This is a genomic window from Streptococcus rupicaprae, assembly GCF_040545225.1.
Taxonomy (GTDB): domain Bacteria; phylum Bacillota; class Bacilli; order Lactobacillales; family Streptococcaceae; genus Streptococcus; species Streptococcus rupicaprae.
In genome coordinates, this window is sequence record NZ_JBEPLO010000039.1 from 1 (window position 1) to 14,852 (window position 14,852).

Below are 14,852 nucleotides of genomic sequence, written 5' to 3' on the forward strand. Positions count from 1 at the left end.
GGGTCATCGGAATATCAAAAGCAAGATTTAGTTCCAAACTTAGCTGATTTGTGTTATACTCTTTATACATCGTTATGGCTTTCTAATTGTTTTGTGGTTATTATAATTATAAACCATGACATGGGAAAACGAGCATCTCCAACTGCGGAAATGCTCGTTTTTTCTATTTTGAAACTAGTTTTTGTCCAGCCTCTTTTGATAGGGAGATAGGTCATTGTTAGAAGATTTGCGAAAAAAATTACAGAACAATGCGACTTATTATAGCCGAGACGAGATAGATTGGCTTTTAGAACACATTGGGATCCTGATCCGGACATTCGAGATGGCTTGGTCTACCAAACCTGGTGTCAAGCCATTGGCCAAGGCTTTTTGACGCAGGATGACTATCGCTATCTGGTCGAGTGGTGCCAAGATGGACCCCCACTCTTTGATAGGATAGGAGAAAAGGAGCTGACCGCCTTGAAACGCTCCTTTACGACTCTCTTGCAGGTGGTTCTCCTGTGGGCAGATGATGAACAAGATGGGCCCTATTACCGTTTGATGATGGAAGAGGAGCGCCAAGTTTTCTTTGAGATGGCTCTTGATTACTTAAGATTGGAAAGGGATGATAGGGCCTATGTGGAACAGCTGGGCTGGGTCCATGCAATTGCCCACGGGGCAGATTTGCTGGTTCAGGCCTCTAATCATTCTGCCTTTCCACCAGAAGCTTATGGTCAGATTCTGCCTCTGATAGAGGCGCTCTTTCTAGAGAGAACGAGTCGGTTCAGAGGAGATGAAGAGTTGCGCTTGGCCCCTCTGGTCTTTGCCAACGTTTTAACTGGAAAACTCTGTTTAACAGAGGTCACGCATTGGTTGGATCATCTTAATTGGCCTCGGGAGACGGAAGTAGATTGGGACAGGTATTTTTCGTTTAGGTATTTCTTACTCAATGTTTACCTTGAACTGGATCGTGCAGGAGTCTTGACTGATCAGACCAAAGTAAGTTTTTATCGCTTGATGGATTAGTTTAACAGCATTCAAAAAATGACTAAATTTCTTGAAATGTTCCAAGAAATTTAGTCATTTTACTGTTACGGTCTCTAAACGTTAACCCTTATACGTCCTTGACAAGAAATAATAAGGATATGATGCTTGTTTTCAATTGTTCTATCCTACTCAGTTATCATGTATCCTATTCCAGTTGAATGAGCGCATTGGATTTTAGAAATTCTCTAGTCCAATCTACCATTCAAAAGGGATAGATTTGTCGCGATGTTTTTCGATAAAGGTAAAGAACCTATTTTTTGAGAGGTTTAGATGGGAAATTTCTAAATCGGTTTCGAATAGTTCGAACAAGGTCATACAGGACTTGGCTAGCTCTAGTCCCTCTGGTTGGTGGCGTAGAACCATGACAATGGCGCTATAGCATTTTAGTGCCAGGTGCTCATTGATATAAGTTGTGTACTTGGCACATTTTATCGCTTTATCAAAAGCTTTAATGATAGCTTCTGCCTCGTCTAGTAAGGAATTTTGGTAGAGAAACCGGATACCATGGAAAATAACTCTCATAAGGGCTTTGGGAGTCATGCAAGATGGTTCACAAGCACTAAGCAAGGTAATGGCTTGTCTGGTTCTGAACGTTACCATAGAAACAGGACATTCGTCTAGGATAAAGGAGTACAAAAACCATTCTAAATCACCCCATGTGTCAACTGAAGAAAGGTAGTTATTCAAAAAAGAAAATTTGTTCTGATATTGGTCCGTTTGTTGATTCAGAATGGCTAAATGGGCATCAATCATATCGTTAATTAAGCGCTGAAGCAGATTGTGGTCTGTGTAGCTTTGGTTAACAGCATTCCTTGCAGATTGTGCCAACTGATAGAAGTCCCTCGCATCGTAAAGTTCGTTGAAATCTTCCAAGGTACTAATCAATTGTGTAATGCTATCGCCTTCATAGCACCGTAGAAAATCATTCCAACTTGCACCGATTCGGACGAGGAGTCATCCAAATTTATCAATTGATATACCAGCAAGATCTCTTTCAAATCGGCTGAGAAACTGTGGGCTTACAATATCTCCAGCGGCTTCCTTGAGCTTATAACCACGTTGTTGGCGTAACTTTCTAAAAGCAGCGCCATAACTTGTTATTGACTGTGACATTCAAAAATCCTCCAACTATATTTAAATTGAGTCATTTCTTCCAGGCGTAAGATTTCAGTATCATCCGTTTCATTCAGATGAAAGCCCTATTGTCGTTTGATAAAGAAGCGACCAACCATCGTCCTAAAGCGGCATGATAGCACACGGAAGAATCACTCTGTTGTCTATTATAAAATATTTAGAGATGATATGGAGAAAACGAGCACAAAATGTATAAAAATAGTTTAGTTACCGTTGTTTTCAACCTTAAAGGAATCTATAGTTATGACTGGAGAGCGTTTTAGAGCATCAGAATGTTTAACATAGATGAGAAATGGAAAGTCATTGCGAAATGCCTCCTAAGAATGATAGGAACAAGAAGGATTGGATAATTGGCCAACCTGTGCTAAAATAAATCTATGACACTCAAGGATGATATTATTGCCCTCAGTCGAGAAATTGGAATTTCCAAGATAGGGTTTACGACAGCGGATGACTTTGCTTATTTGGAAAAGTCACTGAGAGCTTCGGTAGAAGAAGGGCGGAACTCAGGATTTGAACATAAAAATATTGAGGAGCGGATCAAACCGCGCCTCTCTTTGGCATCTGCCAAGACCATTATCTCGATTGCAGTGGCTTACCCCCATAAGCTTCCTGTCCATCCGCCCAAGACAGCTTACAAGCGTGGGAAATTTACGCCCAATTCATGGGGACTAGACTATCACTATGTCCTGCAAGAAAAATTAGACAAACTCGCTAGAGGCATAGAGGCTATGACGGCTGATTTTGAATACAAGGGCATGGTGGATACAGGCGCGCTTGTGGATACAGCTGTTGCTAGACGGGCTGGTATCGGGTTTATTGGAAAAAACGGCCTGGTTATTTCTAAGGAGTTTGGCTCTTACATGTTTTTGGGGGAGCTGATCACTAATCTGGACATTGAGCCTGACCAACCCGTGGACTATGACTGTGGGGACTGTACGCGGTGTTTGGATGCTTGCCCGACTTCTTGCTTGATCGGTGATGGGACCATGAATGCCAAACGATGCCTGTCTTTTCAGACCCAGGACAAGGGCATGATGGACTTGGAATTCCGCAAGAAAATTAAGACAGTCATCTACGGCTGTGACATTTGTCAAATTTGTTGTCCCTATAACAAAGGGATCAACAATCCCTTGGCCACGGAGATTGATCCAGAATTGGCCCATCCAGAATTATTGCCTTTTTTGGAGTTGTCAAATAGTGAATTCAAGGCTAAATTTGGCCATATTGCTGGCTCTTGGAGGGGGAAAAATATCTTACAGCGCAATGTCATCATCGCCCTGGCTAACGCCAATGACCGCTCTGCTATTCCCAAAATCCTTGAAATCATTGATAAGAGGCAAAATGATATCCATGTAGCAACGGCCATCTGGGCTTTGGGGGAGTTAGCCAAGCAACCCAATCCGGCCATGATTGAGCTGGTAGCTGGGATAGAGACGGACCATCCTGGGATTTTAGAAGAGCAACGTGCTTTCTTGGCAAAATATGCTAGTTTGTGATATAATAACGAGATAGATTAGAATGGAGGCCTTATGGATACTGCTGAAATCAGACAAAAAATTGATGACAATCGTGCCAAATTAGCTTCATTCAGGGGGTCTCTTTGACTTAGATCGCTTGGAAGAAGATATCGCCATCTTGGAAAACAAGATGACCGAACCTGATTTTTGGAACGATAACCAAGCTGCCCAAAAGACATCTCAGGAGCTCAATGCGCTAAAAATGACTTATGACAATTTCCACAAGATGGAGGAATTGCATGAGGAGAGCGAGCTCTACCTGGAGATGCTGGCAGAAGATGAGAGTCTTAGAAGTGATTTGACCGAGCACCTGAAAGAGCTTGATCAGATGATGACTCGTTATGAGATGACCTTGCTCTTGAGTGAGCCTTATGACCACAATAATGCTATTTTAGAAATCCATCCAGGATCTGGTGGAACAGAGGCCCAGGACTGGGGGGACATGCTGTTGCGTATGTACCAACGCTTTGGCAACGCAAAAGGCTTTGGCGTTGAGGTTTTAGATTATCAGGCAGGGGATGAGGCGGGCATCAAGTCGGTGACCTTGAGTTTTACAGGACCGAACGCTTACGGGCTTTTGAAATCCGAGATGGGCGTTCACCGTTTGGTTCGGATTTCACCGTTTGATTCTGCCAAACGCCGTCACACCTCTTTTGCTTCTGTGGAAGTCATGCCAGAATTGGATGACACCATCGAAGTTGAGATTCGAGACGACGAAGTTAAGATGGACACCTTCCGATCAGGAGGAGCTGGTGGTCAGAACGTCAACAAGGTGTCGACAGGGGTCCGATTGACCCACTTGCCGACCGGCATTGTGACCCAATCCACTGTCGATCGTACCCAGTACGGCAACCGCGACCGTGCTATGAAATTGCTCCAGGCTAAATTGTACCAGCTGGAGCAGGAGAAGAAGGCAGCTGAGGTCAATGCGCTTAAGGGTGACAAACGGGAAATCACTTGGGGCAGTCAAATACGCTCCTATGTCTTCACGCCTTATACCATGGTCAAGGACCACCGCAACAATTATGAAGTGGCCCAGGTGGACAAGGTCATGGACGGGGAAATCGATGGTTTCATCGATGCCTACCTCAAGTGGCGCTTAAATGATCAATAAGAGAACTGTCTCACATTTTTTGAAAGGAACTGTTTTTACAGGATTTTACTATGGGAATTATTGAAATGCGTGATGTTGTCAAAAAGTACGACAACGGAACAACAGCCCTAAGAGGAATCAGTGTCAGCATTGAACCTGGGGAGTTTGCCTATATAGTCGGTCCCTCAGGTGCAGGAAAGTCAACCTTTATCCGCAGCCTCTACCGTGAGGTTAAGATTGATAAGGGGCGTCTCAAAGTGGCTGGCTTTGACCTCTTAAAGATTAAAAAGAAGGATGTCCCTTACTTGCGGCGTGCAGTCGGAGTTGTCTTCCAGGACTACAAGCTCTTGCCACGCAAGACGGTTTATGAGAATATCGCCTATGCTATGCAGGTCATTGGTGAGCGCCCACACGTGATCAAGAAGCGGGTCATGGAAGTTTTGGACTTGGTAGGTTTGAAGCACAAGGTCCGCTCTTTTCCAAATGAGCTCTCTGGTGGGGAGCAGCAGCGGATTGCGATTGCGCGTGCCATTGCGAACAACCCTAAGGTCCTGATTGCGGATGAGCCGACAGGTAACCTGGACCCAGAGAATTCTTGGGAGGTCATGCATCTCTTGGAGCGCATCAACCTACAAGGAACAACTGTTTTGATGGCGACCCATAATAGCCAGATTGTCAATACCCTTCGCCATCGAGTTATTGCCATTGAAAACGGGCGTGTGGTCCGAGATGAAGCGGAAGGAGAGTACGGATACAATGATTAGAAGATTTTTCCGCCATCTCTGGGAATCGATCCTGAGCCTCAAGCGTAATGGCTGGATGACAATAGCTGCGATCAGTTCGGTGACCATTACCCTGACCTTAGTAGGTATCTTTGCTTCTGTGATCTTGAATACAGCCAAGATTGCCACGGATATTGAAAACAATGTCCGGATTAACGTTTTCTTGCGGGTGGATTCGACAGACAATCAAGAGACGCGGGTCAATGACATGGGAGAAACAGTTCCAAACGAGAACTACCATGTGGTTTATGACCAGATTGCTGAGATGAAAAATATCGAGTCAATCACCTTTTCGAGTAAAGACGACCAGCTTGAATTGCTCAAGCAGAAGATGGGAAATACTTGGAGTATCTTTGAAGGAGATGCCAATCCCTTGTACGATACCTATGTGATCGATACAACGTCGCCAGATGTGGTTAAGGAAACAGCCAAGAAGATTGAAGACATCAACGGTGTTACCAAGGTCGAATACGGCGGTGTTAACATGGATAACCTCTTCAAATTGGCACAGAATATCCGTATCTGGGGTGCAGTGGCAACGATTCTCTTGCTCTTTACAGCTGTCTTCCTGATCTCTAACACGGTTCGAATAACCATCATTTCACGTAGTCGTGAGATTCAGATCATGCGTCTAGTCGGTGCTAAGAACTCCTATATCAGGGGACCATTCCTGCTGGAAGGTGGTTGGGTAGGTCTCTTGGGGGCAATCCTTCCAGCGCTCTTGATTTACTTTGGTTATGATGTGGCTTATAAGGCTCTCAATCCTCAGATAATTCCTGAGAACCTATCGATGATTGATCCTAAGTACTTTATTCCAGGCATGGTCATCGCCCTCTTTGTTGTAGGGATTCTAATCGGAGCCTTTGGAGCAGTTAACTCCATGCGACGCTACCTCAAGATTTAAACATTTTATGAATATAAGAAAAAACAGGTTTGCCACCAATGGGGCAGACCTGTTTTTGGACGGGCTTAATTGTCGAGAAATTGGACCGTTTGATTCTCTAGTGAGGCGATACGGCAAACCGAATGGACAGCAATGCCCTTTTCATCTAGCTTTTGGCGTCCGACTTGGAAGGATTTTTCAATGCAAATACCGATTCCTGCGATACTGGCACCAGCTTGTTCAACCAGGTCGATGAGGCCTAGACAGGCTTCGCCATTGGCCAAGAAATCATCGATAATGAGGACCCGATCCTCAGCAGTCAAGTATTGCTTGGAAATGATGACACGGCTGGTGATATTCTTGGTGTAGCTGTGGATATCAGTCTCATAGCGTTCCTGATTGGCCAGAGTAGAGGGTTGCGTCTTCTTGGCAAAGAGCATGGGAACTTCAAAGAGTTCAGCCGTAGCCAGGGCAGGAGCGATCCCAGAAGCCTCGATGGTAAAGACCTTGGTAATGCCCTGATCCTTGAAAATATGGTAAAACTCCTGGGCAATTTCTTTGATGACGACTGGATCGATTTGGTGATTCATGAAGGAGTCGACCTTCAAAACGTTATTAGGGAAAACCTGACCGTCTCTTAAAATACGTTCCTTGAGGATACTCATGCGCTTCTCTCCTTTAAGATGATATTCAGGATTAAGGCTACCAAGGTTCCTGTTGAAATACCTGATGATAGCACCATTTGCAAAGCAGCTGGTAGAGATTGCAGGATTTCTGGGCGAACAGTCACCCCGATACCAAGGGCAAAGGCTACAGAGATAATGAGAAGCTCACGGTCGCCTAACTTGATTTGTGCCAGGGTCTTAAGACCTTGAGCAGCGACAAGGCCGAACATAATCACCCCAACACCACCTAGGACAGGTTGTGGCATGACAGCGATTAGGGCGCTAAGCTTAGGGAAGATTCCTAAAAGGGTTAGGATGATCCCAGCGACAATCATGACATGGCGGCTAGCCACCTTGGTCAAGGCGATGAGGCCAACGTTTTGAGAGAAAGAAGTGTTTGGTCCAGCGCCGAAAAGTCCAGAAATCATAGAGCCAATCCCATCAGCCAGGACCCCGGCCGCAGCACGGTCGCTGCTAACCTTAACCTGAGAAGCTTCTCCGATGGCCATCATAATGCCGACAGTACCGATCGTTGAAACGATGTAGGCTGGCACAAAAGACAGAGTGGAAGCTAGGTCAAAGTGGAAGCCATAGCGCAAGGGCTGTGGGATTTCGATCCATGCCGCATCAGTCACGGCTTGCAAGTCAACCATCCCTAAGGGAATACAGATCAAGTAACCAAAAATGATGCCGATGAAAACAGCCGCTGTTTTCCACATGCCTTTCCCGAAGTGGTTCAAAAAGAGGGTGAAGAGCATGATGACAAAGGCAACGGAGAGGTTCTTCAAAGAGCCATAGTCTGCTGAACCAAAGCCTCCAGCGGCCCAGTCGATACTAACAGGCAAGAGGGTGATACCGATCAGAGAAACAACAATTCCTGTAATGAGCGGTGGGAAGAATTTCATGAGGGGCTTGATGAAGCGGCTGAGAATAATTTCAACCAAGGAACCGGTGATAGTCGCCGCAACAATACCAGCCACTCCAAACTTTGCTCCGACACTGATGGACGGATTAACAAAGGTAAAGTCTGTTCCCATCATACCAGAGACCCGCGAGCCGATTGGGCCCAGGCCTTTAGACTGTAAGATGGTTGTCAGACCAGAGGCAAAGATGGTCGCCCCGACCATGAAGGAAATCTCCTGAACGCTCATATTGAGAGCGCTACCTACAACCAAGGGGACAGCGATGATTCCAGCAAAGGCTGCTAGGATGTGCTGGAGGGCTAAGATGATAGTAATGGGAAGCGGAGGTCTATCTTCAATTCCGTAAATCATCTTGTCATGGTCATTTGGAATGTGTGTCATTTTTAAACTCCTTAAATCATTTGTAGAAGAATTCTATCACAAAAACCATAAAAAGGAAACAAAAATTTAGCAACAAGTTTATAATGTTCGTTTTTTATAAGGAGATAAAAAACCTCTTTCAGTGGAGAAAGAGGAGTGGCTTGCAAATGAGACTCTCGGTAGCTAGACTTTAAACTTATGCTTCACCAAGCCTATCAGAATATTTGCCTGGCTCAGTTTTATTGGAATGTTCAGCTATGTAGGCTAACTTTTCCGAGCGTTTTTTACGTTTGAAGCGACTTTCAGCAGACATGGCGGCCTGCTTGCTATCAAAACGTTCTGAATAGAGGAGGCTGACAGGAAGCCTAGCTCGAGTGTACTTGGCCCCTTTTCCAGCATTATGGGTCTTGAGGCGTTTGTCAAGGTCGGTCGTGTAGCCAGTATAGAGGCTATCGTCTGAGCATCTGAGAACATAAAAGTAGGCGGGTTTATTTTCCATGGTAAATATCAAATACTTTGGGGGTATAACTTCCGTCAGGGTTGTGGACGATCAGAGGAGGCAGCACTTTGAGCCCTTGAGGCGAACCGTCTTTGATGGCCTCAATCAGGATCATATTGGCCTCTTTATCAGCCTTGGGGTGAATGAATTGCAGGCGTTTGGGAGCCAGACGATACTTGCTCATGGTTTCGATGATTTCGATCAGGCGGTCTGGTCGGTGGACCATGGCTAAGCGCCCATTGGACTTGAGGGCCTGCTGGCTGACCTTGCAAATGGCTTCTAGGTCTGTCGTGATTTCGTGGCGAGCTAGTAGGTAGTGCTGGCTCAAATTTTTCTTGGAAGTCTCGGTCGCCTTAAAATAAGGGGGATTGCAGAGGATAAGATCAACCTTACCGCGGGGCACGTGGTCCAAGAGATTGGCCAGGTCATCTTGGATCATACTGACCTGGTCTGTCAAACCGTTTAAGGCAATGGAGCGCTGAGCCATGTCTGCCAGACGTTCTTGAAGCTCGATGCCAATGATTTTGGCCTTGGTAGCCGAGGAAGCAAAGAGGCCCACAGCTCCATTTCCGGCGCACAGATCAACTACCAATCCTTCCTTAGGAAACTTTGGAAACCGCGACAAAAGAACACTATCTACAGAATAGCTGAAGACAGCCTTGTTTTGGATAATTTTTACATCGGTTGAAAAGAGCTGATCAATGCGCTCTCCATCTTTTAAAATTGGCTCGGTCATGGTATAATTATATCATATTAGGATAGAAAAAAGCGATGGTCTGTTTGCCATCTCTTTAGAGGAAGAATCGTGTTTTATACTTATTTGCGAGGTTTCGTCGCTTATGTGCTGTGGATTGTCAATGGCAATGTTCATTACCATAATACCGACCGCATCATCTCTAAGGATGAAAACTATGTCTTTGTAGCGCCTCACAGGACCTGGTGGGATCCAGTCTACATGGCCTATGCGACCAGGCCTAAACAATTTGTCTTTATGGCCAAAAAAGAGCTTTTCACAAATCGGATGATCAGCTGGTGGATTCGCATGTGTGGTGCCTTTCCTATCGACCGGGAAAATCCTAGCACAGATGCCATCCGTTACCCAGTCAATGTGCTCAAAAAGACCAATAAATCTCTCTTGATGTTTCCCTCAGGTAGCCGTCATTCCAAGGATGTCAAGGGCGGTGTGGCCGTCATTGCCAAGATGGCCAAGGTCAAGATTCAGCCAGCGGTCTATGTGGGTCCTATGACCTTTGAGGGCTTGCTGAGGCGGGAGCGGATTGACATGAACTTTGGTGAGCCGATTGATATCTCGGATATCAAACGGATGAACGATGAAGGAATTGCAGAAGTGGCGCGTCGTATCCAGGCTAGTTTTGATGTACTAGATGCGGAAATGGTTCCTGTCCATGATAACAAGAAGCCAAATCCCTTGATGTGGTTGCTTTGGATTCCGGCCGGTTTAATAGCCATTATCGTGGCCCTTCTGACAGCTCTCTTTAGCTGGCTTGCTAGTTTTGTCTGGGACCCTGATAAACACCGTAAAATCGATTAAAAAGCAAACACCCCTGCTCCAGTTGGCTTGACCCAGAGGAGTGGGGGTGTTTTTTGCATTTCGGCTAGGCGCCTAAGAGCAGGTAGCCAAGTCCCATGGTAACCCAGAAGGCAAAAATGAAGAGCAAACCGAAAATGAGATACTTGATACTACGGCAAATCAGCCCTAAGCCCAGGCAAAGCCATCCGATAACTGGAAGCACCTGAAGCATATAGGCGTTGCGAAGGGCGTAGTTATCACCCAAATACTGGCCAGGGACAAACAAAAGGCCGATCCAAATGAGCAAGGGCACAGCAATCAAGTGGTTGCTGTAGGTTTTTCCCAGTGTTCTAATGTTTTTTAGCATGGCTAAACCTCCTTTTAAAGTTGATGTTGAGAACAAATCATAAGGGATCCGTGGGAGGATGAGTCGGTTTCTATACGGCTTTATACAAAACTGGTTAATTACTTTCAAGACTAGTATATCATAAAAACTCAAAAAAAGCATTTTAGGATTAAAAGTTGTCAGCTAGGAAAAATAGTTTCCTTGCCATCGTTAAAGGCCCCTTGGCCCTCACTTCTAAATTTCATGTGGCGAGTGGCCGCTCTTTTTTGTTTTTCCACGAATTAGAAGTTAAGGAGGCTTATATGAAAGAAAATATGATGGCTAAATGGCAGGAGTACAAGGTGTGGATCAGTTTAGGGGTCATGGGCCTGCTCATTGGCAGTGGTTTGCTACTGGTTTACCAACCCGCTCAGGCAGAGCAGGTACCAGATGTCTTGACCCTGGCTAGTACCAAGGCTTCTTCAAAAGATGAGGTGCCGATCGCAGAAAAGGCTTCGGACAAGGTTGAGTCAAAGCTCCAAACCATCATGGTGGATGTCAAAGGCGCTGTGCAGCAAGCTGGGCTCTATGAATTGTCAGCAACCAGTCGTGTGGCAGATGCGATTGACCTAGCTGGTGGTTTGACAGAGCAAGCTGATCCCAAATCCATCAATCTCGCCCAGAAATTAGTAGATGAAGCGGTTATCTATGTGGCGACCAAGGACGAGGCTATCAGTGTAGTGGCACCTACAGTTCCTTCAACCGTTTCAGAAAAGGAACAGGGAGGCTTGGTCAACCTCAATACAGCAGATGCTAGCCAACTGCAGACCATTTCAGGCATTGGAGCCAAGCGGGCTCAGGATATTATTGCCTACCGTGAGGCCAATGGCCCCTTTAAAACGGTCGATGACCTCAATCAGGTGTCAGGTATCGGTGACAAGACCCTGGAAAATCTCAGAAGCTATGTCACAGTGGATTAAGCGCTGGGACCTGGCTCCGGTTCAGTTGGCCCTTGTTCTGATCGTTTTTTACTACCTTGTAGCCTTTCCAGGCCCTGTGACGCTGACTCTAGCGCTTTTAGTTTTGGGGCGACTCTATTGGAAAGGGGGCAAGAAGGCTAGTCGTTTCCTGCTGGTAGCTGTTCTTCCTTTTTTGGTCCTTTTTGCAGGTCAGACTTACCAAAAGGGGCAAAAGCAACAAGCTCTTCCAGAGCATCTTAAACAGTTGCAGGTCATCCCAGATACCATTCGCATCAATGGAGACAGTTTGTCCTTTCGAGGAAAACAGGACGGCCAGCTCTACCAAGCCTTTTACAAGTTAAAATCTAAAGAGGAGCAAACCTTTTTTCAAGGATTGACTCAGGCGGTTGATCTGACCATAGAAGGGGAGTTGACAGAGGCGGAGGGTCGCCGTAATTTCCAAGGTTTTGATTACAAGGCTTATTTGGAGACGCAAGGAATCTATGCGATAGTGTCAATTGCAGAGATCACGGATATCCGACAGGCCCGGTCACTCAATCCCTTGACCTGGCTATCGCAGTGGCGACGCTCGGCTCTTGTTTACATCCGACGGACCTTCCCAAGTCCTATGAAGCATTACATGACAGGCTTGCTCTTTGGCGATCTGGACAAGGAATTTGAAGAGATGGGGGACATCTACTCTAGTCTAGGCATCATCCACCTTTTTGCCCTGTCTGGGATGCAGGTGGGCTTCTTTGTGGACAGGTTTCGCAGGCTCCTGTTGATGTGCGGACTAGGTCAAGAGGCAGTCGATGTCTTGCAGGTGCCTTTTTCTGTTGTTTATGCGGGGTTGACAGGTTTTTCTGCCTCGGTGATTCGGAGCCTCTTGCAAAAGGTCTTGGCCAATCAAGGCATATCAGGTTTTGATAATCTAGGCTTGACCGTCTTGCTCAGCTTTTTGGTCATGCCCAATTTCCTGCTGACGGCAGGAGGGGTCTTGAGTTTTTCCTATGCCTTTATCCTGACCCTGATGGACTTTGATCACCTGGTGGGCTGGAAAAGGACCCTAACAGAGTCCCTGGCCCTATCTCTAGGGATCCTGCCCTTGCTGATTTGGTGTTTTGCCAGCTTTCAACCTCTCTCCATTCTCTTGACCTTTGCCTTTTCTATCCTCTTTGACAGTCTCTTCTTACCGCTCTTGAGCCTGCTCTTTTTGCTGTCTCCTTTTTGGACAATAGCAGAGCTGAATAGCTTGTTTCAAGTCTTAGAAAGAATCATCAGCTGGTTAGGGGCTTTGAATCTGCGACCGCTGGTGCTTGGAAAGCCAAGTTTACTGATATTGTTGGCCCTTTTGTTAGGACTGGGGCTGGTCTATGACCATTACCAGAAGACAAAAGTCTTGGCTGGGCTCAGCTTGCTCCTGGCTCTGCTATTTTTCCTTACCAAACACCCGCTGGAAAATGAGGTGACCGTGGTGGATATCGGTCAAGGGGATAGTCTATTTCTCCGAGATATAAGAGGAAAGACAGTTCTGATCGATGTGGGCGGAAGGGTGAGTTTTGAGCCTGAGGAGGATTGGCGCAGCAAGCAAGTATCCAGCAATGCAGAACGAACGCTAATTCCCTACCTCCATAGCCGAGGGGTGGGAAAGATTGACCAGCTGGTATTAACCCATACCGATACGGACCATGTAGGGGATTTAGAGGAAGTTGCTAAGGCGTTGAGCATTGGAGAAATCCTAGTCAGCCAGGGGAGCTTGACCAATGCGGACTTTGTCGACCGTCTGAAAGCACTCAAGGTCAAGGTGCGCGTGCTGACAGCTGGCGACAGCTTGCCCATCATGGGCAGTCAACTACAAGTGCTCTACCCTTGGGAGACAGGTGATGGTGGCAACAATGATTCCCTGGTTCTTTATGGGAGACTCCTAGGAGCCAACTTCCTTTTTACAGGAGATTTAGAAGAGGGAGAATTGGACTTGATTGAACGCTACTCTAGTCTTCCAGTTGATGTGTTAAAAGCTGGACACCATGGCTCTAAAGGCTCCTCCTATCCTGAGTTCTTAGACCATATTAATGCTAAAATTGCGCTAGTCTCTGCGGGAAAAAACAATCGCTATAAACATCCCCACAAGGAGACCTTGGAGCGATTTGCCAACCAAAACATGACGGTTTACCGAACTGATCAAGATGGTGCGATCCGATTTAAGGGATTAAGAAAGTGGTCAGTGGAGGTGGTCCGTTAGGTTTGTAAAAAGAATATTATATAGTAGGACGTTAACACTACAGAGTCAAAGTAAGCAGAAAAATTAGCTCTCAGAAGGCTAAATCTCAGACAAAAGATGAGTTTTGGGGGTGAAATTTATATAATGTGATTGCAATGGCTAAAATTTCGACTATCCCAAGTTCGTTTCAGGGAAATTTCTAACAAATACGAGCGACTCCAAAATAGTTACAGACATTTTCTTCGTGCTGATATCCTGGGTTAACTCTAGGAAATGTCTAGACATCCCCTGTAGAAATGATATAATAAGAGTATTATGACATATAAAAAAGGAGGACAAACTTATGTCACATCACGGCGGAGAACATCATACACATGAGGACCATCCTCATCAGCATGGGGAAGGATGTGGTCATGAGACCATCCAGCATGGCGACCATGTGGACTATGTACACGATGGGCACATTCACCATGAACATGATGGCCACTGGGATGAAGCCCAGGTGGTAGAGACGGCTGAGCACACCGTCCATGAAAACCATGACCATGAACATGGAGAAGGGTGTGGCCATGAGGCCATTCAACACGGCGACCATGTGGACTATGTGCACGATGGGCACTTGCACCACAAGCACGAAGACCATTGGGACGAGTGTACTGTCGCGCATGATTAAGAAGAGGTGAAGGCTTAACTAGGTAGTTAGCTCTCTTTTTTAAAAAAAAACTATGTCAGAATTCTGGAAATCAGAAAATGCCATAGTTTTTTTGATTTGAAAGGATGGACTGATTATGACTGTCCACGTTGCTGGCAAAGCCAAGAATATGGTCTAAAAAAATGAGGCCGGGCAAAAACTAGTTTCAAAATAAAACCACGCAGTGATTTCTGTCTTGAAAACAATCAAGATGAAAGAATCACTGTGTGGTTTTTGAAT

Annotated in this window: 17 protein-coding genes; 10 read left to right on the forward strand and 7 right to left on the reverse strand. The window is 45.8% G+C overall.

Annotation, left to right across the window (positions count from 1 at the left end):
- Both ABID29_RS11580 and ABID29_RS11585 read left to right on the forward strand, forming a co-directional pair.
- Positions 1-210: hypothetical protein (locus tag ABID29_RS11580; RefSeq protein ID WP_354366275.1), on the forward strand; the 210-nt coding region annotated here is incomplete at its 5' end.
- Between the two features lie 69 nt (positions 211-279).
- Positions 280-1,005, forward strand: a complete 726-nt coding sequence (locus tag ABID29_RS11585; RefSeq protein WP_354366276.1) for a DUF2785 domain-containing protein — start codon at positions 280-282, stop codon at positions 1,003-1,005.
- A 216-nt stretch (positions 1,006-1,221) separates the two neighbouring features.
- On the opposite strand, the gene ABID29_RS11590 is transcribed toward ABID29_RS11585, so the two are convergent.
- Both ABID29_RS11590 and ABID29_RS11595 read right to left on the reverse strand, forming a co-directional pair.
- Positions 1,222-1,911, reverse strand: a complete 690-nt coding sequence (locus tag ABID29_RS11590; RefSeq protein ID WP_354366277.1) for an Rgg family transcriptional regulator — start codon at positions 1,909-1,911, stop codon at positions 1,222-1,224.
- A gap of 69 nt (positions 1,912-1,980) precedes the next feature.
- Positions 1,981-2,139, reverse strand: coding sequence for a helix-turn-helix domain-containing protein (locus tag ABID29_RS11595; protein WP_354366278.1), 159 nt, complete (start codon positions 2,137-2,139; stop codon positions 1,981-1,983).
- Between the two features lie 398 nt (positions 2,140-2,537).
- Here ABID29_RS11595 and queG point away from each other — a divergent pair, with 398 nt between their 5' ends.
- The 4 genes from queG to ftsX all read left to right on the forward strand — a co-directional run bounded on the left by queG (position 2,538) and on the right by ftsX (position 6,459).
- Positions 2,538-3,659 (forward strand): tRNA epoxyqueuosine(34) reductase QueG, encoded by a 1,122-nt coding sequence (gene queG, locus ABID29_RS11600; RefSeq protein WP_354366279.1) that lies wholly within the window; start codon positions 2,538-2,540, stop codon positions 3,657-3,659.
- A gap of 33 nt (positions 3,660-3,692) precedes the next feature.
- A protein-coding gene (gene prfB, locus ABID29_RS11605; RefSeq protein ID WP_354366280.1) for a peptide chain release factor 2 occupies positions 3,693-4,794 on the forward strand; the annotation gives its coding sequence in 2 pieces (ribosomal slippage) (positions 3,693-3,764 and positions 3,766-4,794; 1,101 coding nt in all).
- Positions 4,795-4,844: 50 nt separating this feature from the next.
- Positions 4,845-5,537, forward strand: a complete 693-nt coding sequence (ftsE, locus tag ABID29_RS11610) for a cell division ATP-binding protein FtsE (protein ID WP_354366281.1) — start codon at positions 4,845-4,847, stop codon at positions 5,535-5,537.
- Entirely contained in the window at positions 5,530-6,459 is a 930-nt protein-coding gene (gene ftsX / locus ABID29_RS11615; RefSeq protein ID WP_354366282.1) for a permease-like cell division protein FtsX, read from the forward strand. The genes ftsE and ftsX overlap by 8 nt, the downstream gene beginning before the upstream one ends.
- Positions 6,460-6,524: 65 nt before the next feature.
- Here the strand turns inward: ftsX and ABID29_RS11620 are convergent, their stop codons facing one another.
- The 4 genes from ABID29_RS11620 to ABID29_RS11635 all read right to left on the reverse strand — a co-directional run bounded on the left by ABID29_RS11620 (position 6,525) and on the right by ABID29_RS11635 (position 9,621).
- Positions 6,525-7,103: a xanthine phosphoribosyltransferase gene (locus tag ABID29_RS11620; protein WP_354366283.1), complete on the reverse strand. Its 579-nt coding sequence runs from the start codon at positions 7,101-7,103 to the stop codon at positions 6,525-6,527.
- Positions 7,100-8,407 carry a nucleobase:cation symporter-2 family protein gene (locus tag ABID29_RS11625; RefSeq protein ID WP_354366284.1) on the reverse strand — a complete coding sequence of 436 codons (1,308 nt, stop codon included), beginning with the start codon at positions 8,405-8,407 and terminating at the stop codon, positions 7,100-7,102. Before ABID29_RS11625 ends, ABID29_RS11620 begins: the two co-directional genes overlap by 4 nt.
- Before the next feature lie 175 nt (positions 8,408-8,582).
- Positions 8,583-8,885 (reverse strand): GIY-YIG nuclease family protein, encoded by a 303-nt coding sequence (locus ABID29_RS11630; RefSeq protein ID WP_354366285.1) that lies wholly within the window; start codon positions 8,883-8,885, stop codon positions 8,583-8,585.
- Positions 8,875-9,621, reverse strand: coding sequence for a tRNA1(Val) (adenine(37)-N6)-methyltransferase (locus ABID29_RS11635; RefSeq protein ID WP_354366286.1), 747 nt, complete (start codon positions 9,619-9,621; stop codon positions 8,875-8,877). Before ABID29_RS11635 ends, ABID29_RS11630 begins: the two co-directional genes overlap by 11 nt.
- Positions 9,622-9,690: 69 nt before the next feature.
- On the opposite strand from ABID29_RS11635, the gene ABID29_RS11640 reads away from it, so the two are divergent.
- The gene (locus ABID29_RS11640) at positions 9,691-10,437 is read left to right on the forward strand and encodes a lysophospholipid acyltransferase family protein (protein WP_354366287.1); all 747 of its coding nucleotides are present in this window, start codon (positions 9,691-9,693) and stop codon (positions 10,435-10,437) included.
- 64 nt (positions 10,438-10,501) lie between these two features.
- Here ABID29_RS11640 and ABID29_RS11645 read toward each other — a convergent pair whose 3' ends face one another.
- Positions 10,502-10,783, reverse strand: a complete 282-nt coding sequence (locus tag ABID29_RS11645) for a hypothetical protein (RefSeq protein WP_354366288.1) — start codon at positions 10,781-10,783, stop codon at positions 10,502-10,504.
- A gap of 281 nt (positions 10,784-11,064) precedes the next feature.
- Here ABID29_RS11645 and ABID29_RS11650 point away from each other — a divergent pair, with 281 nt between their 5' ends.
- The 3 genes from ABID29_RS11650 (at position 11,065) to ABID29_RS11660 (ending at position 14,594) form a co-directional block, all read left to right on the forward strand.
- Positions 11,065-11,721: a helix-hairpin-helix domain-containing protein gene (locus ABID29_RS11650; RefSeq protein ID WP_354366289.1), complete on the forward strand. Its 657-nt coding sequence runs from the start codon at positions 11,065-11,067 to the stop codon at positions 11,719-11,721.
- Entirely contained in the window at positions 11,705-13,942 is a 2,238-nt protein-coding gene (locus tag ABID29_RS11655) for a DNA internalization-related competence protein ComEC/Rec2 (RefSeq protein ID WP_354366290.1), read from the forward strand. Before ABID29_RS11650 ends, ABID29_RS11655 begins: the two co-directional genes overlap by 17 nt.
- A 322-nt stretch (positions 13,943-14,264) precedes the next feature.
- Positions 14,265-14,594 carry a hypothetical protein gene (locus ABID29_RS11660; RefSeq protein ID WP_354366291.1) on the forward strand — a complete coding sequence of 110 codons (330 nt, stop codon included), beginning with the start codon at positions 14,265-14,267 and terminating at the stop codon, positions 14,592-14,594.
- The last annotated feature ends 258 nt before the right edge of the window (positions 14,595-14,852 follow it).